Here is a 23654-nt window from a genome sequence, read left to right on the forward strand (position 1 = left end):
TATAGAGATCACCTGTACATGACAAGCCTTTTTTATAAAAAAGCCTCTTGTTTGTTTAAATAAAAAACAAAACTCTCTTTTTTGTATTTTTCTTAAGCAAATTCAGCTATTAAGGTGCTTTTTAAGCAATAAAAATCCACCATTCTTTGCTGTTTTTGTTTATCAAGCATCAACATGAGTAACGGTTGAAATACACGGAATTGCTCAGGTAGATCAATTCTTAATCGTTGACAATGTAAATAAGCCCAATCTTGATAATTAGCGGCCTGTAATCGTTGTTCTGTGAGCCATTCAAGGAAAATGATGCCTAAAGCATAGATTTCACTTTGTATAGATTTAGCCTGTCCTTGAAACAACTCAGGTGCCATATAACGTGGAGTCGCCGTCATCAATCGAGATTGATGTTCTATTTCTAGTGATTGTTCAAAATCAATGAGCTTGCACTGCCCTTGCTGAATCACAAAGTGCTCTCTTTTCAAATCTGCATGTAAATAACCAGCAGCATATATTTTTTCTATCGCATCTATAGCAAGCCAAAGTATTTGTCGAACTTGCTCAAGACTCATTTGTTCAGCAGCTTGCTCAAACAACCCTACTGCATGCTCAATAATAAGCAGTTGTTCAACCTGCTCATTTTCAATGCATAAGTTGTTTGGCTCTAACATTTGATAATTTAACAGCAATGCTTGCGACGAAGGATGCTGAGCAAATATCTCATACATGTTTAATTCATGCTGAAAGCTCTCAAGATGAGTTTGATGACCACCGTGCTTAATTTGGGTCTTTAACCAATATCGCTTTTGATTAAATGTAAATTGATACAGCCGTCGACCAAAAACCAAGCTCTTTGGCTTGGTTTTTAAGCTATAACGTAGTTGTGCTAACGGTAAGTCGCTAAACGGCAATATACTCTGCCTGACATTGTTCGGGTTCATGCTGATAGTTTAACAGTTCAAGACAATGCTGGATGGTTTTCCCTACCCGCGCCTGTGTTTCAATTAATGAAATTTTAGGCCAAGTTGCACGCTCACCTTCTCGCTGAAGTACCTTAAATAAGTATGGTCGTGGATTTTGCAGCATATAACTGTAGTGACGTAAACCATATTTACCCACAATATTTACATCACCATAGTAACGCTGATCGACTACCCCATAACCATGATCGAGCAAGCGCCGAACAGGCGGTATACTTCCCACACGTTCACGTGCAAAGTCCATAACACCTTTACTAATCACCTTCCCTTGTCTACGTACAATGCGTTCAGGCCAACTCAGCATACTTTTACGAAAACGCGCTGCATCATCCTGCATGAACGGCACAATATGTGGATTCACTTGGCTCGCGATGCTGTAGTTAATATTATATAAACGCGCCATTTTTTCTTGTGGGAAGTCACTTCTCACACTGCCATCCACCCAACGGGTAGCGGACATATAAGGGGTTAGTTGTCCATCATAGCGCTTACTGGTTAGACGTACTGGTGGAAATAAGATAGGCACTGCACACGAAGCCAAAACAGCACTCCACACCAATAAGTCTGGTGATGTATAGGCATTCATAATGCGGGCATCTTGCGATGCATCATAAGGCGCTACCGCAATATTAATGTGTAGACCAGATTGCTTATAGGCTTCAGCAAAGGTTAAGTCACCTAAGTTCTCAATCAGAAATTTTTTGAGATACTTCACATCTGCCAGGCCACCATTGCCCTGTATGAGCTCACTGAGCTTACGGAAATGAAATGCTTCACTAAAGAAGTTGTGTCCATTTAATAGTCCTGCAAAGTCAGAAGGTTTCGATACCCCTAACATTGCCGTCATAATCGCTCCCGCACTTGAACCCGATAAAACTTTAGGCAACAAGTCTTGCTCCATGAGCGCCTTACACACACCTGTATGAAATAACCCTAAAGTTGAACCTCCTGAAAACATTAAAACAGGTTGACCAAAAGCAGTTTGGCTTTGTTTAAAGAATTCAATTTTTTGCTCAACATTTAGACATGTACATTCTGCTGAAGCTATAAAAGCTAAGCTCTTACTCACTTCTTCTACATAATCTTCAATGATTTTTTTTGTGCCTACATAAGCTTCTGTAAACAATAAGGGATGAGCAATATTGCCGATATCGTAACTCAGCCCCTCACTTAAGATATACATCAAGTCACGGGTACGTTGTTGTGTGCGGTAACGTTTTAATAAACTTAATCGATGTGAAATTATTTCTGCATCAAAATAAGGAGAACTATTGTCAAGTTTCCACTCTTGAGCGCCCGACTCTTCATCAATTTTGAGCGCAATACTTTTCCATTCTTCATAACTTTCAGCATGTTCGAGCTGGCGTTTTAATTTTTTTAAGCGATAGGCCTGATGGGGATTTATATTCTGTGAAAAATTTTTAAACAACATGATGATCCCTCTAGGCATTTTTCTTGTTAGCAACAATAGATTTATAACAACATTTTAACTGAATCAATGGTGCCTGATCGATCTAATTTACATTCAAATTTGACATATTTCATCCAATTCATACACGTATTTATGTAAACTGAGTCTTATACATCCATACACAACAAGACAAGATAAGCTGACTCATCATGGCAACAATTGATTTACCTGACAACATCCTTGAATCGCTTTCCACTGTACTCCTGCAACTACAACATAGTTTGCCAGAACTCAAGCAAGCACCCGATTTTTCAAGTATGGCTTTCAAATGGCAAAACCAACAACTAAAAGCGATCTATCAACCTAAAGTCATGTATTTAGATGATTTAAAAGGTATTGAACGGCAAAAAGAAAAAGTCATTCAAAATACCTTACAGTTTCTGAATGGTCTGCCTGCCAATGATGTATTGCTTACAGGTTCACGTGGTACGGGTAAATCATCCATTGTACGTGCCCTTCTGACTGAATATGCTGAGCAAGGTTTACGTTTAATTGAAATTGAACGTGATGATTTGTCTGATTTACCACTAATTCAACAACTGATTGAAGGTCGTCCCGAAAAGTTTATTGTTTATTGTGATGATCTTGCTTTCAATGCTGAAGACGAAAACTATCGCAGTCTAAAAAGTGTCTTAGATGGTTCACTCCAATCTGGATCTACAAATTTCATTATTTATGCCACCAGTAACCGTCGTCATTTATTGCCTGAATTTATGCATGAAAATACGCCTGTCACACGTGTAGATGTTCCACAATATACCGAACTTCACCCGCAAGAAGCGATTGAAGAAAAAATATCACTTTCAGATCGTTTTGGACTTTGGTTATCGTTCTACCCAATGGATCAAAATTTATATTTAGAAATTGTTGAACACTATTTGGCTAAAGCCGAGATGCCATGGACAGATGAAGCGCGTGCTGAGGCACTACGTTGGTGTCAGGCGCGAGGACAACGTTCTGGTCGTGCTGCCTATCAATTTTCAAAGCATTGGATTGGGTCAGAGCAACTTAAACAAGCCTAGAGCCAAAAAACTAAATAAAAAAAGAACCGCAATAGCGGTTCTTTTTTTGAATATAACAAATGATTCGTTAATTCTTAATCCTGACAAATCGGCGGCAGAATAGAGCGAATATTTAAACCATTAGCAATTTTCTGAACGATGTGCATCACATCAACATCATTCGCTTGATATGAAACCAACTGAATACCCATCGGCAGTCCGCTTTCACTTTGAGCAATTGGAAAAGCATAACTTGGTGCATCTAAATAATTAAATGGACGCGTGTATTCACCCACATGACTAAACTCGGTATCCTTTGTGTTTGACACAGCTGCAAGGAATGGGCTCACTGGAAACAGCAAACATTGACCATTTAAAGAGGCTTTAAATGATTGCTGAAATTCAGTTCGCTCTGCAATCAATGACTCGTATTTTTCCTGTGAAATACTCTTACCGCGTAACACACGCTGACGAACTAATTCCCACATCTGTGTTTCAGAATCTTCAGCTGTATCTCCATGATATAAATAACTTTCATAAGCAATAATGTCAGAAGTTCGGTCCGATAAATCATGAAAATTGAAATGTGTAGGTGGTTGCCAGTTTTTAATTTCGATTCCCAATGATTCGATGCGTTTTAGCCCTTCGCGCCAAAGGGTTAATACCTCAGGCTCAAGCGGATATGGAAATGCAGATTCATCTAAAGCATAAATTACATTTTCACTTGATGCCGCTTCAACATTTACATCCATCAATACATTGACTAAAGCGCTAATATCATCTGCAAATCGTGCAAAAGGCCCTAGAGTATCTAAAGTTTTGGATAAAGGTACTGCACCCGTGTCGGCAATTTTATGGGCTGAAGGTTTAAAACCAAATATGCCATTTAATGCTGCTGGTGTACGAATCGAACCACCTGTATCACCGCCAAATGCCAAGGGACTAAGACCACAAGCCACCGCAACCGCTGAACCTGAAGAAGATCCACCAGGCGCATATTGCTGTTCCGCCCACGGATTTTTAGGTGTACCCTGCATTGGATTTTGCCCAGAAAGACCAAATGCCAACTCGGTCATTTTAGTTTTACCTAAAATCACAAAACCTAAATTTTTTAACTGATCAACCAGTTCACAGTTCGCTTGTGCTTTTTGATCTAGATAAACTGTACCTGCATGGGTGATATGACCCGCTACATCCAGATTATCTTTTAGTAAAATTGGCACACCATGAAATGGACTCAATCGTGTGCCTTGCTGAAGCAACTCATCTAAATGTTGTGCCTGTTGCAAAGCCTCGATTTCGAATAATTCCGAAATACAATCTAGATGTTTAAATGTTTGGTTTCGATCAATATAAAATTGAACTGTCTCTACTGAAGTTATCTTTTTGCAGGCAATCTGGCGACCTAGCTCAAGTGCAGATAAATTCACAATATTCATTTTATATCTTCCAAACCTTTTCCTGCCGTTTCAGGCATTTTAATAAATGTGATTAATGTTAATAATGCGCCAACCAACACCATAAAATAGAAGTAATCTTGTTTACCAATACTTTGCAGCCAAGTCAGCACATACGGTGTAGTGCCGCCGAGTAAAGCCACCATCAAATTGTAAGGTGCGCCAATACCGACAGCTCGTACTTCTGTCGGAAACTGTTCAGACATGACAGCTGGGCCAATGGCGGTATATAAAGCATATAAAACCAAGCCGAAAAGCTCGACCAATAAAATTGATGCAAACGTACCATCCATCCATTTAATGATTGGATAAAAGAACACTAAATATCCCACGGCAAATACGATCAACTGTGGTTTACGCCCAATTTTGTCTGATAGCCAGCCAAACACAGGCTGACACAACATAAAGATAATTAAGCCAACAGTATTGGCAGCAAAGGCGGTTTGTGGCTCTGCACCTAAAACTTTAATGGCATAGGTCGGGACATAAACCACAAAAATATAGAATGCAAATGTTGTTAAGATAGAAATACCGACAATACGGAGCGTTTCCTTCGGATGACGTTTAATCAGTACAGCCAAAGGATTTTTTACTGATTCTTTTTTATGGGTCATTTCGCTATCAGGTACTGATTTACGAATCCACATACCCACCAAGCCGCCAATCGCACCCAAAATAAACGGAATACGCCATCCGTATTCGCTCATTTGCGTTTCAGTTAAAGAACTTGTTAAAGCCCAAGCAAGACCTGAGGCCATCAAAATACCAATCGCTGAACTAAAAAACATAAAGCTCGAATAGAATCCGCGTTTATTTTTTGGTGCCATCTCTGAAAGATAAGTTGCCGCTGAAGCGAACTCACCACCCAAAGATAGACCTTGAAGTAATCGCGCTAATACCAAAATAATCGGTGCAAAAATACCAATTGATTCATAGGTTGGTGAAAGACCAATCATCAAAGAACCACCTGCCATCATTATGATGGTTGCGGCCAAAGCGGCTTTTCGACCATAGCGGTCAGAAAAGATCCCTAATAAGATTCCACCTAATGGGCGCATGAAGAAACCTACAGCAAAAATTGCGAAGGTCGCAAGCAAGGATGCGGTTGGATCATCTGATGGGAAAAATTGTTTCGCGAAAAATACTGCAAATGTGGCATAAATCGTCCAATCGAACCATTCAATAGCATTTCCTACAGTTCCTGCAAGAATAACTTTCTTTTGTGATACATTTCCTTGGGTGGAAATTGAGTTTTGCATTTTTGACTCATCCATAAGCGTCTCATTTAATATTTAGACATAAATACAGGCTGTATTTTATTTTCTAGACTTAAATTTAGATTATAATTAGTTTTTAGACAAGTCAATTATCATGAGTGAATCTTTTAGTTTCGACGAAATCGATACTGCATGCATCAAAGCTCTTATCTCTAATCCGAGAGGATCATGGCGAGAACTGAGCCAGATTAGTGATGTCCCTGAAAAAAAGCTGTCTCGACGTCTGGGTAAATTGCTAGATGACCAAGTTATACGAACTGCAATTGAATTAAATCCTATGGTTGCCAATAAGGGTTACACCGTTCATGTCTGGATCAGTGTGAAATTTGGCAAGGAAAAAGAAGTTGCACAATTTTTTGCAAATCGCCCAGAAGTGCGCATTGTCTTTCTAACTACAGGACTTGCAGATATTTTCCTTGAAATTGGATTAGAAAAGGCCGCCGATCTCTCTGTTTGGATGCATGACTTTGTCACGCAAATTCCGGATATTAAAACCGTTGAAACCCAAGCCGTATTAAAACCCTTTACTTGGGCCAGCAAACCCAAAGCTTTAGATGGCACAAGCGATAAAAACGTCAATTTTAGAAGTTTGACTGAAACAGAATTAAAACTAATTCATGCTCTGTCAAATGATGGGCGTTCATCTATTAAAAGTTTGGCAGAACAAATTGAACTCAGTGAACATAAAACGCAGAAATTATTGAATGATTTATTGGAAGAAGGCATTTTCAATATTCGCGTTGATGTAGAACCCAGTTTGATGGGCTATAAGTCCGAAGCGATTATTTTGATTAAAGCCCGTCCAGATGCGGCAAATCAAATTGCCAAAACCTTGTCTGAACTTAAAAACACACGCTGCCTATTTGGCATTAGTGGAGATTCACAATTTTTCTGGCATGTCCTATGTAATGATTTAAGTGATTTATGGAAATTAATTACTGAAGATCTTGGTAATTTTGAAGGCATTCAATCATGTAATACCAACATGGTGACATTGGCCTTAAAACGTGCTGGTTTTATGCGAAAAGTTAGTAGTGCACAATTATTTTCAAATTTAAATTGAAACAAAAAAGAATCGCAATTGCGGTTCTTTTTTGGCTTTAATGCATTTAACGTTTTAGATGTAATTAAGCTTCACTTGGATTGCTTAACTCAGTCATCGGCCAACGTGGTGTTGTCGTAACCGACAAGCCATCGTGCTGACCCGCTTTTAAACGTTGGTAACCTGCGAAAGCAATCATTGCACCGTTGTCTGTACATAAAGCAGGTTCTGCATAATATACCGATGCTTTAATTTTGGCTAAATCAGCTTCTAAACGTTCACGTAAACGACTGTTCGCACTTACACCACCAGCGATCACCAAACGTTTTAAACCCGTTTGTTTTAACGCTTTCACTGATTTTTTAACTAAGGTATCAACCAATGCTTCTTGGAATGAAGCTGCAACGTCTGCATCACGGTTTTCACCATCCAATTTTTTCAATTGAACCGAAACCGCAGTTTTTAAACCACTGAATGAGAAATCTAAACCTTGATGCAACATAGGTCGTGGAAATTCGAACGCATTCATATCTCCATTTGCAGCAAGCTTAGAAATATTAGGTCCACCAGGGTATGGCAAGCCCATCATTTTTGCGACTTTATCAAAAGCCTCACCCGCAGCATCATCAATCGACTCACCGAGTAATTCATACTGACCAATACCATAAGCAGCCATTAATTGAGTGTGTCCACCCGATACCAATAAAGCTACAAAAGGAAATTCTGGTGGAGTTTTAGACAACAAAGGCGCCAACATATGACCTTCCATATGATGCACGCCAATTGCTGGTTTATTCAGAGCAAATGCCAGTGTGCGGCCAAATAATGCACCTGTCATTAATGCCCCCATCAAACCTGGACCACGTGTATATGCAATGGCATCAATGTCTGATTTGTTTACACTACTTTCTTCAAGTAATTGTTTAATTAATGGAATTAACTTACGCACATGGTCACGTGATGCCAATTCTGGCACAACACCGCCATATTCTGCATGCAGTTTAATTTGGCTATACAATACCTGCCCGAGCAATCCCTTTTCACTGTCATACAGTGCGAGTCCAGTCTCATCACACGAAGTTTCTAAGCCTAAAACGATCATTAAACTGCCTATAACCTATATCAAATCTATTGCTTGTGCCATTATAGACTTGTGGTATGAGATGTAAATGAGTAAAATATTGCACTTCACTTGTGATCAAGGGCAATAACGCCTGCGATCTTATCCATAACTTAATGAGGATTCTTCATGCCACAAGTTAAATTGAAAGAAGGCGAACCAGTAGACGTAGCTATCCGTCGTTTCAAACGTTCATGCGAAAAAGCGGGTGTTCTTGCTGACGTTCGTAAACGTGAATTCTACGAAAAACCTACTCAAGAACGTAAACGTAAAAAAGCTGCTGCTGTTAAACGCTACCAAAAGAAATTGGCGCGCGAATCAGTACGTACTACACGCCTTTACTAAGATTAATTTGTGATTGATTGACTACCTGGACAAGATAAATGACTACTTTAAAAAACCAAATTACTGACGTTTTGAAAGCAACAATGCGTGCTAAAGAAATGGATAAGTTAACGGTAATACGTAGTCTTCAGGCAGCGATCAAACAAATTGAAGTCGATGAGCGCAAAGAACTTGACGACGCTCAAGTTCTTGCGGTCATTGAAAAGCAAATCAAACAACGAAAAGAATCGGTTAAAGCCTTTGCAGGCGCTGGCCGAGAAGATTTAGCTAGTAAGGAACAAGCCGAAATTGAGATTTTGTCTCAGTTTCTACCAGAAGCTATGACTGAGGAAGAACTTGATTCCATCATTGCGCAAGTTATTACTGCGCAAGAAGCTACTAGCATGAAAGATATGGGTAAGGTGATGAACTCTCTACGTCCGCTCATAGCCGGACGTGCCGATCCTGCACAAGTTTCAGCTAAAATTAAGGCGAAACTCTCTTAATCTTTCAACACCCATTGTTTGATTTGGTCTATTTAAGTTGCTTATTCTGTTCTTTGAATGACCTTAAATAGCCAATCATCATATTTATATTTTAAGACTGTTTTTATTTCTTTTCTAAAACATAGCGACAAATATCCCGCATACTTCCATCAACTGGATTTTGCACCTTACCTTGCTGTATTTCTATTATTTTAAAATCTACTTTTTCACATAGCTTACGCGCCAAGACATTTTCTGTATCAACAAAAGCTTCCAAACGCTGAAAAGACCATTGGTTCATCAAAGTTTCAGCAAATAATTTGAGTGCTGTACACATATAACCTTGTTGCTTAAACTGTGCATTCCCCCAAAAACCAACAGCTGCTGAATTTTTCTCCCAATTAATTTCGTGAATATCCATCACACCTAAAAATTTTTTACAGTCTTGATCTCGAACAACATATACAAAATTTTCTTTATTTAAGAGAGCCTGCATTCTTGATAAACAAAATGCGTGCGATGCTTCAAGATTTGGCTCTTGCAGCGACCAAATCAAACTTGCAGGAAATTTTCTCAACTCAATTAATGAAGCCTGAATAGCAGCATACAATTCAGCTGCATCTTTCTGTTGTAATATTTTTAATTCAATCTGGTCGTTTTCAATAGTGAAATGATCTAACGTTAGTTGGCCGCCTTGCTGATCCATAATTCTCTCATTTTTATTATCAAAGCTTAGCAATACAAAAACAGTATTAATTTAATGAACACTGGACATTATATTTTTTTAAGAGCTGCATTTCACGAGATGAAAGCACTTGCTGAATGACATCTTGCTTGGTCATATTTCGATATTGGCGATCTAAAAAATCTCGATTTTCATCCGCTGCACGATAAAGATCATTAACATATGTACCAACAATGCCACAAAATTGAGCCTGTTGTGACACAGTAAAACCAGATTGCTGTGGATCTAAATTGCCTAAAAATCCACGTACATCTTTTTTATATTTTTCATTGATGTCATTTACTGACAATACATATTGTTCAGCACTTGCAGCAAACACACCCTGCATTACAACACCCATTAAGCAAAATGCTAAAATGACTTTTTTCATGTATCAACATCTTTGGATTAAAGTTATAAAACAAAATGAGTTTATCACCGAACAATCAAAGCACCAAAACTCGAGCAACTTAAAAATTCAATAATAAAGCCAAATCAATCATATACAAAGGAACAACCACATAATCTATCAAATTTAAATTCTATATTTGCGCAAAAATATTTTATATTTTCAACATACGCTCTTTTTGCATTTCACCAACGCGCTGTTTAACTTTAGCTTCTAGAGATTTCGAATCTTTAGCCAAACGCTGAGCTTGCAATAAAGACTTAATGGCGCTTTCCTCCTGCCCAGTCCAATACTCGACTTCAGCACGATAGCGCAAAACATTTACAGAGCGATAAGCACCCGATTTATCCGCATTGGCCAATTGCAACATCAATCGCCAACCACTGACATCACGTGGATTAGATTGTAAGAAACGCTGCAAAATGATCTGCGCTTGTCCAAATTCTTTATTTCGTATTAATGCTTCAGCATATTTGTAATTCAGCGCGCGATTTTCTGGCATAACAACTGCTGGACTACGGATCGTAGTTAATGCCTCTTGAATCTTATTTTGACCCAAGTAAACATCAGTTTGTAACAATAGCAATAAAGCATGATTTGCATTTTGCAGCTTAGCATCATTTAGTATTTTTTGTGCTGCAGCATAATCACCTTGTTGTACCTGTAAACTTACTAGCGCCAATTCTGCGGCATAGTTCTTTTGTGCAACCATTGCATCTAGCTGTTGCTCCGTCACTTGACCAGAAAGTACACGGCTATACCATTTTAAAATTTCAAAATCTTGATCAAGTAAACTTGTTTTGACAGGTGGAAGCTGATTGGCACGTAATCGCGCCTCACTCATCCGCTCAGTTGTTAAGGGGTGAGTCAACCAAAAGTCTGGCAAAAAGCTCACCCGACTAGTCGCGCGATGCATCACTTCAAAAAAATCAGCCATACTTTGTGGGTTATATCCAGCACGATACATATACTGCATACCAATACGATCTGCCTCACGCTCTTGATTACGACTATATGTGAGCTGCTTATCCATTAATGCCGCTTGCGACCCCATCATGACAGCAGCACCAACATCTCCGTCTGCCTGAGAGGCAACAAGAGCACCAACTAAAATGCCCGCTAGTGACAATAAACCCTGTCCTTTAAAGGCTTCTTGCGAGCGACTGTAATGACGTTGTGATACATGTGCAATTTCATGCGCCATCACCCCTGCCACCTCATCCATATTTCGTGCAGAATTAATTAGTCCTGCATTTAAGGCAAATAGGCCACCCGGTACAGCAAAGGCATTAATTTGGGCATCATTAATCAACAGCAAACCAACAGGCTCACTAATTTGCGTTTGACTAAGAATATGAGTAAAAACAGCAAGTAGACGATCTTCCAACCAAGGATTTTGCGTCACAGGTAATTGACGATGTACTTCACGATAAACTTTTTCACCAATCGCGCGCTCTTTCTGCTGATCAAGCAGACCAATGCCACTACCAATTTCTGGCACATTAAATTGAGGGGTTGAATTGAAATCTACCGAATGCGTTTGCGCCAGACTCGAACAAAGACCAAGACCACATGCCAGTATTATTTTCTTCAAAATACAGCCCACTTTATAAATTCAATCCAACTAAAATATAGCATTGAAAATCGTATAATTATGGAAGAATCTGTTGTTAATTCATTATTCAAATACAGGATTCACCAAATAGCGCGGCTGCTTATCAGACAATGCATCGATTAAATTTTGATATGCCAATTCAGCCATACGCTTACGCGTCGCTTGTGTAGCCGAACCCACATGTGGCAACGTAACCACGTTATTCAGCTGAAAAAGCTCAGAACTTTGCAGCGGCTCTTTCTCATATACATCTAAACCAGCTGCAAATATTTGCTTATCTTTAAGTGCTTGGATTAAAGCGTTTTCATCAACTACAGCACCACGAGAAATATTCACCAAAACCGCATGGGCTTGCATCAATGCCAACTCACGCTCACCTATCAAAGCCTGTGATGCTGCGTTTAAATCAACTGCAACAACAACGAAGTCTGATTTTTTCAGTAAATCATCTAAAGCACAAAACTGAGCACTGAAAGCTTCTGCTATTTCAATCTTTTCACGACGATTATGATATAAAACGCTCATGTTAAAACCATGAAAAGCACGACGTGCAATTGCTGCACCAATATGACCTAAACCGATAATACCGATGGTTTTACCAAAGATATCCACCCCAAACTGACTTGCTCCAACCGTTCGTGACCACTGCCCTTGTTTGGTCCATTGATCTAATTCAGGTATTCGGCGTGCAGCACTCATGAGTAGACTAAAAGCTAAATCTGCTGTGGTTTCTGTCAAAACATGCGGCGTATGGGTTAACCAAATTTTCTGCTGATTTAAATAACTCAAATCATAATTGTCATAGCCCACACTCACACTCGAAATCACTTTTAACTTTTTTGCATGTGCTAAATTTTTCGAATTGAGTAAACGTCCTGCACCAATCATTGCATCAGCATCGGCACTGTGTTCTAAAATTTGCTGATTGACGTCGCCTAATTTTGGATTGATGTTAACGACTTTAAATTGTTGTTCTAAACGTTGAAGAATTTCTGAATCTATCTGACTAAATACCACGACTTTTTTTTGCATTACTTTCCCGTGTATTGACTAAACTTGGATTTCTAAAGTGTATTTAACTCATTTTATTTTGCATAAACTGCCAAAGGCGTTTTTTTAATTTAGGCTGATCGATCATTTGTTGTAATGATGCCAGTGGATAAATCTTTGAATGCGCTAAATGTGGAATATCACCTAGGCATAAGATGTTTTTATCTAAACTTATCGCATCAATAAAACCCTGTACATATGATGCAGCACCACGTCCATCCTGTAAATTTACCCAAGCAAATGGCCATTGTAATGTATAAAATTGCGATGAAACCGCACGTTGTATATTAGCCCACAGTAACTGTTGATCCGCTGTCAACTCAGTGGAATCAATCACAACTACACAGTGCTCCAAACAAATAACCTCAAGGCTAAATGCCGCTATTTGTAATATTGGACGTTGCTCCTCCTGCTGTTTTGTAACAGGTACAACATCGTGCTGCGGCTCAACAGGCACTTCATTTACCTGTTTGGTCTTTACTGACTGTGAATCAATTTGAGGAATGTTTTTTAGAATAATTTCTGAAACGGGTTGTAAGGCTATTTCAGGCGCGACCTGATCACGCCAAATGCTTGGGCTATATTGCTGACACGGTGCAGCCTGAGGAACCCAAAGGTCGATTCCCATTGCCGCCATTATGCTTCGCTGATGCCCAATCATGTTTTCATCATCACCCTATTCAGGTTTGGTATTCTAACGGTTATGTAGATGCTTTGCTGAACTTTTATAGATCATTCAGTTTAGCATTTTAGCCCTAATTTCACTCATTCAAGCGAGAAATTCTTATTTCATCTGCATGAGTCGCCCAATATAGCCCAGCTTAGCGATTTCTTGTTTATAAGCCTATAACCACTGTTTAATTCAATATTTAAATAATCATAAGACTATTTTTTTTCTGCATAATCTCAATCATTTCTTCCGCTTCAAAACCAATTCGCCAATACAAGAGTTGCAATACATCTAATTCATCTTGCGTAATGATTCGATCGTTCCACAAACATATTTCAGCCACACCCAAAATACTCAATCGCTCACGTAATAACAGTCCCGCAATATCATTCAATATTTCAGCTAAATCAATCGGTTCGTCCGAAATGTCACGGTAATGTTCCAGCTCATCTTTACTTAAAATACGACTTAATATTTTTTCGCGAACTTCGAGCTGATTATCACTATTGATTTGCTGCACATGCAATAAAGCATCAATTAAACGTACGATACTTGGTTTAACATCTTCCAAAGACGTTGGCGTATGAGTTGGGAGTAGATTCAACTCATGTTTAACTGTTTCTAACAGCAAAGCATCGAGTAATCCAATCTCCCCATCTTCTTGAATAATTCGTGCTAGCTTAGTCAAGAATTGACGTGAAATAGTCGCAGGCATTGAACCAATGTTTTTACATGCTTCATGGAAAATGGAGATATGTACGCGCCCATCTAGATGCAATAAAGCATCTACAATCGCGCGACTCACTTCAGCTTCAGTCGGGATAAACTCTCGATACTGACGAATCATGAGGATTGCCACCATCACTTCACGTGAACCTGTCGCAGTTTGCAATGCACGTTGAATCAATTCTGGGCGCTGCCAATTATCACGTATTTCAGGATTAAGCGGCTTAATCGCATCCTTTAAAGCAAAACTAATCGGCGATAAACGCAATAATGGTAATGGCTGCGGTGAATTCCACGGTGTAGTGATGTCTGGACTGGCTTCCTCCAAAGAACGGAATAAGTTAAACAAAGGTTGATTGCGTAATTTTTTTAAATTTTCCAGCTGCAAATCTTGAATTAGCGCAGGATTCAACTCAAAAATACGCTGCTCAATACTTGGATGAATATTCATCCAATTTTGCTGACTTAAGGCATTGGCAAAGCACATATGCGAAATAGATTCTGCATATTCACTGTGAATTTGTGAACCCGAGTGATGCACATAAATTCGTAGTAAGGTTTGAATATTGGCATCGTTCTGAATTAGGCGTTTCGTTTTTTGATCATTTCGATAAGTCCGCGAACCCAGTGAAATGTATTTAATAAAACGTGAAATCAGTACACCTAAGCTACCAATTAGCCATATAACTGCACCAATTGCGACAAACAATGTTTCAAATTTATTGTCACGAGCCTGACCATTTTTATAAAAACCACGTTTAGCAATCTTACTTCCCCACTGACTAAAGGTCGTTAAACCGCTATATAAAATCTTTAAACGTGTATTTTCAGCAGCTTCGCCAGATAAAATTTTATTAAATTCATGGCTCAATAAACCATACATTTCCATTTCATCTAGGGTTTGCAGTGCTCCCCAAGTTAAAATGATGGATGTATCTTTAGGATTAAACCCTGCGGTTAGTGCATTTACCCCCACTTCATCTGGTAAAACATAAAGTGCCGGTGTTCCAATTAAGAAAGTATCAGCAAGTTGCTCTGTCATACGCAAAGCGAGACTTTCTTCAGGAATGCTTTCTATTAAGCTTAAACGACGCGCACCTAATTGCTTTGCAAGTGAATAACCACCTAAACGAAAGGTATAAAATTCGTAGATTACAGAGATCAACATGATCAGCAACACAGCTGCGATCAAAAAAGGACTTAATACATGCCAATAAACAGATTGTGTTGAATCGTAATAGTTCACAATCAAACCGACGATGACATTAATAATCGCAACCGTCATAAATACCGCAGCCATGCACATGGTGACAGGCCAAAACATATTTTTGTTTTTTATAAAATCATAACCCACGCTTCTCAATGTAATATCCTTAACTTACATTGTCTTTTGTTTGCTCATCATAAATGAAAAAAGCGGGAAATTCCCGCTTTTTCAGTATGTTTTAACCAGATTATTCTTCACGAACACCAGTTAAATCTACAGAAGCTGCATCAATGTTTACATCGATATAAGCTGGTTTTTCGTTCTTTGCAGAATCGTTACGTTTACGCTCTAGTGCAGCAAGATATTCTGCATCAATGCCACCTGCCACGTATTTACCATCAAATACAGAACAGTCAAAGTCTTGTAGCTCTGGCACTTTCTTTGTACGTACTGCTGATTTAAGATCTTCTAAATCTTGGAAGATTAAACGGTCTGCACCAATGATTTCACGAATTTCTTCAACACTACGCTCAGATGCAATCAATTCAGATTTAGCTGGCATATCAATACCATACACGTTTGGATATTTCACCATTGGTGCAGCTGAAGCGAAGAATACTTTTTTTGCACCAGCATCACGCGCCATCTGAATAATTTCATTACACGTTGTACCACGTACAATTGAGTCATCTACAAGTAGTACATTTTTACCTTGGAACTCAAGCTCAACAGGGTTCAACTTTTGACGTACAGATTTTTTACGTAATTGTTGACCCGGCATAATAAAAGTACGACCGATATAACGGTTCTTCATAAAGCCTTCACGGAACTTCACACCCAAGGTATTAGCAAGCTCAAGCGCAGAAGTACGTGAGGTATCAGGAATTGGAATCACCACATCAATGTCGTGTTCTTCACCCCATTCGCGTTGAATTTTCTGAGCAAGTTTTTCGCCCATTTTCAAACGTGCTTTGTAAACTGAAATACCATCAATTGTTGCATCCGGACGAGCAAAGTAAACATACTCAAAGATACATGGACGATATTCAGGTGCTGCTGCACATTGCTTCGTATGCATTTCGCCCGTCGAGCTAATATAGATTGCTTCGCCCGGTGCAATATCACGCTCAACCTTAAAGCCAAGTGCTGTAATCGCAACAGACTCTGAAGCAATGATATATTCCATACCATTTTCAGTTTCACGAGAACCGTAAATTAATGGACGAATACCATTTGGATCACGGAAACCGACTAAGCCTTGACCGGTAATCATGGCAACAACAGCATAACCACCTTTACAGCGCTCATGTACACGTGAAACGACATGAAAAATATCATCTGCAGATGGAGTCAATTTGGCACGTTTTTGCAATTCATGTGCAAACACGTTTAATAATACTTCCGAATCTGAATCTGTATTCATGTGACGCAAGTCAGTTTTGAACAAATCTTCATGAATTTCAGCAGCATTGGTTAAGTTACCGTTATGCGCAAGCGTGATGCCATAAGGTGAGTTTACATAGAATGGTTGGGCTTCAGCACTACTTGAAGAGCCCGCTGTTGGGTAACGCACATGGCCAATACCATAGTTACCTTGTAATGCACGCATGTGACGTGTGTGGAACACATCACGCACCATACCCGTATCTTTACGCAGGAATAAACGACCATCCTGACAAGTTACGATCCCGGCTGCATCCTGTCCACGATGTTGTAACATCGTTAACGCATCAAACAACATTTGGTTAACAGGTGATTTACCAGCTATACCAACTACTCCACACATAGCAACCTCGCAGACAAGCTAGGGTTAATAAAAAGGATTATTCGTTGACTCGCCTGATCCAGAACGTCCATGCTTGTTCTGCGACTCAGAAGAATAGTCAGAAGATTTCTCGGCATCTTCAGACTTAATATGATGTAAGGCTTGATTTGCAGCATCTTTGGACATGGCAGTCGCCCAAGGTGCATACGGCAATAATGTCTGTACCATTTTCGACTGTTTCCAGTGCGGTGAGCTTTCCACCCAAGGCCCAATGCCTTGCATGGTGATGAGCACTACCAACAACCCTTTTAGGCTCCCAAACACACCACCAGCTAAGCGATTTAATGGCCCAAGCTTAAGTGTTTTCAGAATACTATTTAACAGCCAGGTCGCAACCCATGTCATGACCACAATCAACAGCACGATAAATGCAAACGCAGCAATTTTTTGAACCACTGGATCTGTACTGAGTGAAACCATCGAAGGTGCAAGGACGGTTGCATACTTTGCTGCAATAACAAGTGCAAGAATCCATCCAACGAAGTTCGCAAAGGCTTTAATAAATCCTTGTCGCAAACCGTTCAGCCCTCCAATGAGCAAAATAATCAGTATAAAGATATCAATGGTATTCATGATCTTTAAAGTGCGTCTACGCAATCTTTTACAAGTGTTGGACCTGTATATATGAGGCCACTATACACTTGTACAAGGCTTGCACCTGCTTTTTGTTTCGCCACTGCATCTGCACCCGACAAAATACCACCCACACCAATCAATGGAATGCGACCATTTAATACTTTTGCAAAGGCAGCGAGACATGCGGTACTTTTTTCAAATACAGGTGCTCCAGATAAACCACCCGCCTCATCACCAAATGGTAGGCCTTCAACGCCTTCACGTGACAATGTGGTATTGGTCACAATCAAACCATCTATTTTAAAGGTTAACAATTGCTGTGCAATAAATTGAATATCTTCAGGTTCAAGATCTGGAGCAACTTTAAGTACCAATGGCACATAATGTTGATTTTCATCAGCCAATTCAAGCTGACGCTTTTTCAAAGTTTCTAACAGTTCAGTCAAAGCATCGCCACTTTGTAAGCTACGAAGGTTCTTTGTATTAGGAGAAGAGATATTAACAGTAATATAAGAAGCGTAATTGTAAACTTTTTCTAGACAAATCAGATAATCATCAACAGCTTTCTCCACTGGAGTCACTGCATTTTTACCAATATTGATACCCAAAATACCTTTGAATTTCGCAGCTTTTACATTTTCAATCAGTTTATCCACGCCATCATTATTGAAACCCATACGGTTAATAATAGCTTTTGCTTTCGGTAAACGGAATAAACGCGGTTCAGGATTACCTGATTGAGGAAGAGGTGTGATCGTACCAATTTCAATAAAGCCAAAACCTTGGCTCGCCAATGCATCAATATATGCACCGTTTTTATCAAGACCGGCTGCTAAACCCACTGGGTTTGGAAATTGAATTCCCATACATGTCACTGGTTTAGATGCGATGTTTTGGCGCATCATTCCTATCTTGTGAGAGGATTTCAACAGTGACAATGTCAGCTCATGTGCACGCTCTGGTGCTAAACTAAACAACAAAGGGCGGGCTAGAGAATACAACATATCTATAAAAGTCTACTGCTTTTTAAGTCGGCATATTATAGGCATAGCATCACAAAAACACCATGCTTAGCAGATCTTTATTTTTACCGATTATTGTACAGTCGCTGTTAATTTAATCTGTCCAGCTTCAGAACTAAATTCCATCTTTTCAACACTTAAGCCCATTTGAACCAATTGTGTAAGAAAATTTGCCAATACTGCATAATTTTCATGCATCACCGCAATTTGAATCTGATCACCCATTTGTTGTGATGCAACAGACAAACCTTGCTGCTGAGAAACGCGCTGTACTTTTTCCGATGCGCTTAGTTGACCATCCCCTGCTGGCTTCATGGTCACTGCATTACTTTGCATCCATACCACAGTGTCTTTTAAATCATTGACTCTTTTTTGCTGAAAGTTGGCGGCTTTATTCATATAAAATAAAGCAGCACCAATGGCAGCCACCAAAACAAATATTGTGGTAAAGATGACCATCACACGCTCACGCATGCTTAAACGATCTAAATAATCCGTAATGCGTTCAATTTGCAGGTCTATGCGCTGCTGAAACTGTTCCATTTTTGTCATTATTGTACTTTCACCAATCCGATTACACCGTTAGCACTCGGCTGAATATTGCCTAATTCGACTTTAAAACCTTGCTGTTTAAGTTGATTACTTAAATTTTGCAGGACTTCCGATGAATTGGCTTTCAATTCCATATTCATTATTGAAGCCTCATAACTCACACGACTGGCCACAACCTGATTTTGCATTAAAACGGGGCCAACTCGGCTCAATAGCGCTAAAGCCTGAGCATTACCCGTTTGGCTTTGACGTAATTGGGCTTCAAATTGGCTTTTTAAGGTTTGTTCAGTTACAGGATATGATTGACCAAACCAATATTTAAATTGGTCCAAAGCTTGATTTGCCGTAACATTAGCTACTTTTTTATACTGATACCAACGTAAAGCATCATAGCTAAATTGTGTAATTATCGCAGCAACCAATACAGCTGCACATGCTTTCCAATAACCAGACACACCACTATTGGACTTAGCTTTGGGCAATACATTCCAAGGATGTTGTTTCGGCTTTTTTAAAACCGGCAATTCATAATGAAAAGATTCGAGTTGATCATGTGTGATACTTGCTTCTAAACAATGAGTTTGATCTGCCGTCAAATTAGAAATTTTATATTTCGGTTGTATACTTTGATAATCGAGATACAACGCCAAATCATCAATCGACTGCCCCACATACTCCGATTCACGAACCAGCAAATGGCCACCCACATTAGCCAAAGTATGCTGTCCAAGTTCTGGTACTGGCAACACCAAAAAATCTGGTAATAAAGAAACAACCTTAACAGGTATCAGCGTCAAAGCATGTTGCATGGTTTCAACAGCAGAATTTGCAATACCCATTACCGTTAACTGATCTGGGTTTTGAAAGTGATGCAAAATTTTCATCGCGTCCAAAGGCAGGATGACAAATTCTTCTAAAAGATACTTAATCCCTTCTGGCCCCAGCTTTTTATATTGTGCTTTTGGAAAATTTTGCTGAATCAGTTGCACATCACGACTTGGAAAGAATACAACAGCTTCCTTTCCAGCGTGTGGCTGAATTTCTCGAATAAGTTGTTCAAGGGTGGATGACTGTTTCCAAAAATCACCCTCAGACCATTGCCAAACCCCATTGGCTTCTGGCATCCATAAATACAACATTGATTATTTTCTGCCGTTTTAATTGGTTTTTATATAGATGGTATAAACGATTTAATTTGTGTTGATAAACCTGGCGCAATAACTGCCTGATCATAAATTCGGGCTTCAGCAAGGGAATACGGATTAAAGAATTCCGATACCAATAATGATGCAATATGCGCAACAACGTTCATGTGACACACCACAACAATAGACTCATACGGTAAATGAGACAACCACTCCACCGCAATTTTTGCATCATCTTCTGGTTTAATGGCATTACACACCACCACAGGAACGTTTGGGAAATACTTTTGCAAGTACGAAAGCGTTTGCTGTGCTCTAAGTAAAGGACTCACCACAAAAACCTCCGGATGAATCAAATCTTTCAAGTACTGTGCTGTTTGCTCTGCTTGTGCAATACCACGTTCTGTTAATGGGCGTTTGATATCATTTCCCATGATAGGTGGCGCAGCTTCGCCATGTCTTACTAAAGTGAGTTGCATAAAATGTCCCTATTCTATCCAGCATATTATATATAGCATGTATGACAAAGCTATGATTATTCACAAAACTTCGAGCGTTTAAACCTGCTGATGCGGCAGTACAAATTCCACATCACTACGATGCCCATTTTTCATAAGTGAAAGTGCGATATTTATTGCAGGTGCACCTTCAAAAATAACTTCATATAAAGCACTCGTAATTGGCATATATACATCAAGCTCTTCAGAACGTGCTCGCACTTGAACAATCGTATTAATACCTTCCGCTGTTTGTCCTAACTCAGTGGTTGCCTGCTCTAATGATTTACCACTTCCTAACGCAAAACCAACTTGATAGTTTCGACTCAATGGGCTACTACAGGTTGCAAATAAATCACCAACCCCCGACAAACCGAGGAAGGTTAATGGATTAGCTCCTAACTTAACGGCAAAGCGACTCATTTCAGCTAAAGCACGGGTTAGAATCATACTTTTAGTGTTCTCACCGACACCATATGCCGCAGCCAAACCCATCGCGACCGCATAAATATTCTTTAAAGCACCACCAAGTTCTACACCATGCACATCATCACTGGCAAAAACACGGAATAATGCACTGTGTAAAGCTTGCTGAACTGCATAACGCACTAGCTCTGATTGGCTGGCAATTACAGTCCCTGCAGGTTGTCCAGCCACGATTTCTTTCGCTAGGTTTGGCCCTGACAGCACACCGTAGGGAACTTCTGGTAATTCTTCACGAATAATATCGCTCATAAAACTAAAAGTATTGGCTTCAATACCTTTGGTTAACGACACCACAGCTTGCGAGGTTATAAAGGGTTTAATTTGTTGCAACACACTACGAAAAGAATGGCTCGGAATAGCCACTAAAATAATATCGCGATTACATACAGCCTGCTCTAAATCAGAAACAGCCACCAAACCTGCTTCAAGTTGAAAATCAGGCAAATAACGCTTATTAATATGAGTTGCATTAATATCAGCTGCAACTGCTTCATCACGAATCCAAATCATGGTATCGCAACCATTACGTACAGCAGTATTTGCCATTGCCGTACCAAAGCTCCCTCCACCCAAAACCGTCACACGTAGTGCTGTTTTTTGATCAACTGATACAGGGCTCACTAGGCTTGCGAAATCAAGTTCTGACATTTTAGTTTTATCCTAATTACGTATTTCTATCTATTTCATTTATGCCAATGGCTGACAAAATCCGCTGAATTTATTCCTGCACGTGCAGGAATTGCTTTCACTGCTGTACCTATATAAATAATGCCTGAAATTAAATCATTTTCAGTAAGACCTAAGGCTTGCTTAAAAAGTTTAGATTCAACGACAGCACCACTACGCCACATTGTTGAAAAACCTTGTACTTGTAGCGAAAGAAGGAAGTTTTGTACAGCTGCACCAGAACTTAAAATTTGTTCAAAATTCGGTACTTTGGGATGATCTTGTAATTTTGTAAGTGCTAAAACAAGTAAAGGTGCACGAAATGGATGGTGTTTTACACGTTCTAATTGTGCTTCTTCTGTTTGCCCAGTATCCGCTAAAGCCTGTGATAAAAGCTCACCAAATGATTCACGTTCAGTTTCAGGAATAACCACAAAACGTGTTGGCTTTAAACGGTGATGGTCAGGTGCAGTAAGCGCCGCTTGAAATGCTTGTTCCAATTGTTCAGCATTCGGCGCAGGCTCAATTAAATGACCAATTGACTGACGCTGATGAATATTTTGATGAACTGAATCAACTGCTGATTTTAGAATTGACATCTATCTACTGTACTTAAAAACTTTTGCTCAAGATTAGCATATTCTCAAGCACTTACTCTAGAATGTTTCTACTGTTGACTTACAGATCTCATTGCTAGAAGCCTCATTCACAGATTCACTATAAAAAAACTGCATAATCTGTACAGCACATCCCTGTTCTATAAGCATTTTTATGATCAAATGATTTAAATTATTTCTGTTACGGGGTATACCATGAAAGTAATGAAAAAAACTTATGCTGTAGTTACTGCACTTTCAGCTGCAATATTAATGACAGCATGTACAAGCACACCAACTAAAACACTTGCCGTACAAAAACCAAATAATCAATACGAAGTAACAGCTGTAGGTAAAACCAGTATTGCTGCTAAAAATAATGCTATTGCTGCGGCTAATAGTACCTGTGGTAAAAATGCCTCCCCGATTGTTGTTGACGAAAAACAAGAATACAACGGCGTATTAAAAGGTGTCGTCGATGAAAAAACTGGACAAATGATTCAAGCGGCAGCTGGCGTACTTGGCACCATTACTGGTAACAGCGGAAGCATCAGCAAAGATGACGACTATCAAACTGTTTTAACTTTTACATGTCAGGCAAAGTAATACTGTAAGCGTCCGCTGAACCCCATGCCTATTTTTTAATTTGAGTTGGATTTCCAGCGATGTGGTAGTAATTCTTCTATTTGGGTCGCTTTATGCGTCGGCAGCCTTTTCAGCACATCACTGAGATAGGC

Annotated in this window: 25 protein-coding genes; 5 read left to right on the top strand and 20 right to left on the bottom strand. The window is 39.4% G+C overall.

Going from position 1 to position 23654, the window contains the following annotated elements; translation table 11 throughout:
- Positions 1–92: 92 nt before the first annotated feature.
- Complete coding sequence (locus FTT84_RS08560; RefSeq protein ID WP_257222763.1) at positions 93–905, bottom strand: protein kinase; 813 nt, start codon at positions 903–905, stop codon at positions 93–95.
- Positions 895–2406, bottom strand: coding sequence for a DUF3336 domain-containing protein (locus FTT84_RS08565; protein ID WP_180080921.1), 1512 nt, complete (start codon positions 2404–2406; stop codon positions 895–897). The genes FTT84_RS08560 and FTT84_RS08565 overlap by 11 nt, the downstream gene beginning before the upstream one ends.
- A 188-nt stretch (positions 2407–2594) precedes the next feature.
- Here FTT84_RS08565 and FTT84_RS08570 point away from each other — a divergent pair, with 188 nt between their 5' ends.
- Positions 2595–3467 (top strand): ATP-binding protein, encoded by an 873-nt coding sequence (locus tag FTT84_RS08570; protein ID WP_180080923.1) that lies wholly within the window; start codon positions 2595–2597, stop codon positions 3465–3467.
- A 74-nt stretch (positions 3468–3541) separates the two neighbouring features.
- Here the strand turns inward: FTT84_RS08570 and FTT84_RS08575 are convergent, their stop codons facing one another.
- On the bottom strand, positions 3542–4885 hold the full coding sequence (locus tag FTT84_RS08575; RefSeq protein ID WP_067762174.1) for an amidase: 1344 nt from the start codon (positions 4883–4885) through the stop codon (positions 3542–3544).
- Entirely contained in the window at positions 4882–6177 is a 1296-nt protein-coding gene (locus FTT84_RS08580) for an MFS transporter (RefSeq protein WP_180080925.1), read from the bottom strand. The genes FTT84_RS08575 and FTT84_RS08580 overlap by 4 nt, the downstream gene beginning before the upstream one ends.
- 97 nt (positions 6178–6274) lie before the next feature.
- On the opposite strand from FTT84_RS08580, the gene FTT84_RS08585 reads away from it, so the two are divergent.
- Entirely contained in the window at positions 6275–7243 is a 969-nt protein-coding gene (locus tag FTT84_RS08585) for an Lrp/AsnC family transcriptional regulator (RefSeq protein WP_180080927.1), read from the top strand.
- 64 nt (positions 7244–7307) lie between these two features.
- On the opposite strand, the gene tsaD is transcribed toward FTT84_RS08585, so the two are convergent.
- On the bottom strand, positions 7308–8324 hold the full coding sequence (tsaD, locus tag FTT84_RS08590) for a tRNA (adenosine(37)-N6)-threonylcarbamoyltransferase complex transferase subunit TsaD (protein WP_067762180.1): 1017 nt from the start codon (positions 8322–8324) through the stop codon (positions 7308–7310).
- Positions 8325–8471: 147 nt separating this feature from the next.
- Here tsaD and rpsU point away from each other — a divergent pair, with 147 nt between their 5' ends.
- Entirely contained in the window at positions 8472–8687 is a 216-nt protein-coding gene (gene rpsU, locus FTT84_RS08595; RefSeq protein WP_001136722.1) for a 30S ribosomal protein S21, read from the top strand.
- A gap of 38 nt (positions 8688–8725) precedes the next feature.
- Complete coding sequence (locus tag FTT84_RS08600) at positions 8726–9172, top strand: GatB/YqeY domain-containing protein (RefSeq protein WP_067762182.1); 447 nt, start codon at positions 8726–8728, stop codon at positions 9170–9172.
- Positions 9173–9275: 103 nt separating this feature from the next.
- Here FTT84_RS08600 and FTT84_RS08605 read toward each other — a convergent pair whose 3' ends face one another.
- From FTT84_RS08605 to FTT84_RS08670, 14 genes are all read right to left on the bottom strand, one after another.
- Positions 9276–9857 (bottom strand): GNAT family N-acetyltransferase, encoded by a 582-nt coding sequence (locus FTT84_RS08605; RefSeq protein ID WP_180080938.1) that lies wholly within the window; start codon positions 9855–9857, stop codon positions 9276–9278.
- A 46-nt stretch (positions 9858–9903) separates the two neighbouring features.
- Complete coding sequence (locus FTT84_RS08610) at positions 9904–10266, bottom strand: hypothetical protein (protein ID WP_067762186.1); 363 nt, start codon at positions 10264–10266, stop codon at positions 9904–9906.
- Between the two features lie 172 nt (positions 10267–10438).
- Positions 10439–11878: a M48 family metalloprotease gene (locus FTT84_RS08615; protein ID WP_067762274.1), complete on the bottom strand. Its 1440-nt coding sequence runs from the start codon at positions 11876–11878 to the stop codon at positions 10439–10441.
- An 84-nt stretch (positions 11879–11962) separates the two neighbouring features.
- Positions 11963–12931, bottom strand: coding sequence for a D-glycerate dehydrogenase (locus FTT84_RS08620; RefSeq protein WP_180080928.1), 969 nt, complete (start codon positions 12929–12931; stop codon positions 11963–11965).
- Positions 12932–12974: 43 nt separating this feature from the next.
- A complete protein-coding gene (locus tag FTT84_RS08625; protein WP_180080930.1) occupies positions 12975–13610 on the bottom strand; it encodes a hypothetical protein in 636 nt (211 codons plus the stop codon).
- Positions 13611–13818: 208 nt separating this feature from the next.
- Positions 13819–15708 carry a M48 family metalloprotease gene (locus tag FTT84_RS08630; protein WP_067762192.1) on the bottom strand — a complete coding sequence of 630 codons (1890 nt, stop codon included), beginning with the start codon at positions 15706–15708 and terminating at the stop codon, positions 13819–13821.
- 91 nt (positions 15709–15799) lie between these two features.
- On the bottom strand, positions 15800–17338 hold the full coding sequence (purF, locus tag FTT84_RS08635) for an amidophosphoribosyltransferase (protein ID WP_067762194.1): 1539 nt from the start codon (positions 17336–17338) through the stop codon (positions 15800–15802).
- A gap of 24 nt (positions 17339–17362) precedes the next feature.
- Entirely contained in the window at positions 17363–17950 is a 588-nt protein-coding gene (locus FTT84_RS08640) for a CvpA family protein (RefSeq protein WP_067762196.1), read from the bottom strand.
- Positions 17951–17955: 5 nt separating this feature from the next.
- Entirely contained in the window at positions 17956–18957 is a 1002-nt protein-coding gene (locus tag FTT84_RS08645; protein ID WP_067762199.1) for a quinone-dependent dihydroorotate dehydrogenase, read from the bottom strand.
- Between the two features lie 90 nt (positions 18958–19047).
- Positions 19048–19527 carry a type II secretion system protein GspM gene (gspM, locus tag FTT84_RS08650; protein ID WP_180080932.1) on the bottom strand — a complete coding sequence of 160 codons (480 nt, stop codon included), beginning with the start codon at positions 19525–19527 and terminating at the stop codon, positions 19048–19050.
- Complete coding sequence (gene gspL / locus FTT84_RS08655) at positions 19527–20666, bottom strand: type II secretion system protein GspL (RefSeq protein WP_180080934.1); 1140 nt, start codon at positions 20664–20666, stop codon at positions 19527–19529. The genes gspM and gspL overlap by 1 nt, the downstream gene beginning before the upstream one ends.
- 29 nt (positions 20667–20695) lie before the next feature.
- Positions 20696–21151 (bottom strand): histidine phosphatase family protein, encoded by a 456-nt coding sequence (locus tag FTT84_RS08660; RefSeq protein ID WP_067762205.1) that lies wholly within the window; start codon positions 21149–21151, stop codon positions 20696–20698.
- A gap of 78 nt (positions 21152–21229) precedes the next feature.
- Positions 21230–22303, bottom strand: coding sequence for an NAD(P)H-dependent glycerol-3-phosphate dehydrogenase (locus FTT84_RS08665; protein WP_067762207.1), 1074 nt, complete (start codon positions 22301–22303; stop codon positions 21230–21232).
- A gap of 35 nt (positions 22304–22338) precedes the next feature.
- Entirely contained in the window at positions 22339–22914 is a 576-nt protein-coding gene (locus tag FTT84_RS08670; protein WP_180080940.1) for a nitroreductase family protein, read from the bottom strand.
- Between the two features lie 228 nt (positions 22915–23142).
- On the opposite strand from FTT84_RS08670, the gene FTT84_RS08675 reads away from it, so the two are divergent.
- Entirely contained in the window at positions 23143–23523 is a 381-nt protein-coding gene (locus FTT84_RS08675; protein WP_067762278.1) for a hypothetical protein, read from the top strand.
- Between the two features lie 35 nt (positions 23524–23558).
- On the opposite strand, the gene FTT84_RS08680 is transcribed toward FTT84_RS08675, so the two are convergent.
- The coding region (locus FTT84_RS08680) for a transposase domain-containing protein (RefSeq protein ID WP_143242124.1) at positions 23559–23654 on the bottom strand (96 nt) is incomplete at its 5' end.

Origin of the sequence: Acinetobacter sp. YH01019 (genome assembly GCF_013420285.1) — a bacterium.
In the GTDB taxonomy this organism is placed as follows: domain Bacteria; phylum Pseudomonadota; class Gammaproteobacteria; order Pseudomonadales; family Moraxellaceae; genus Acinetobacter; species Acinetobacter gandensis.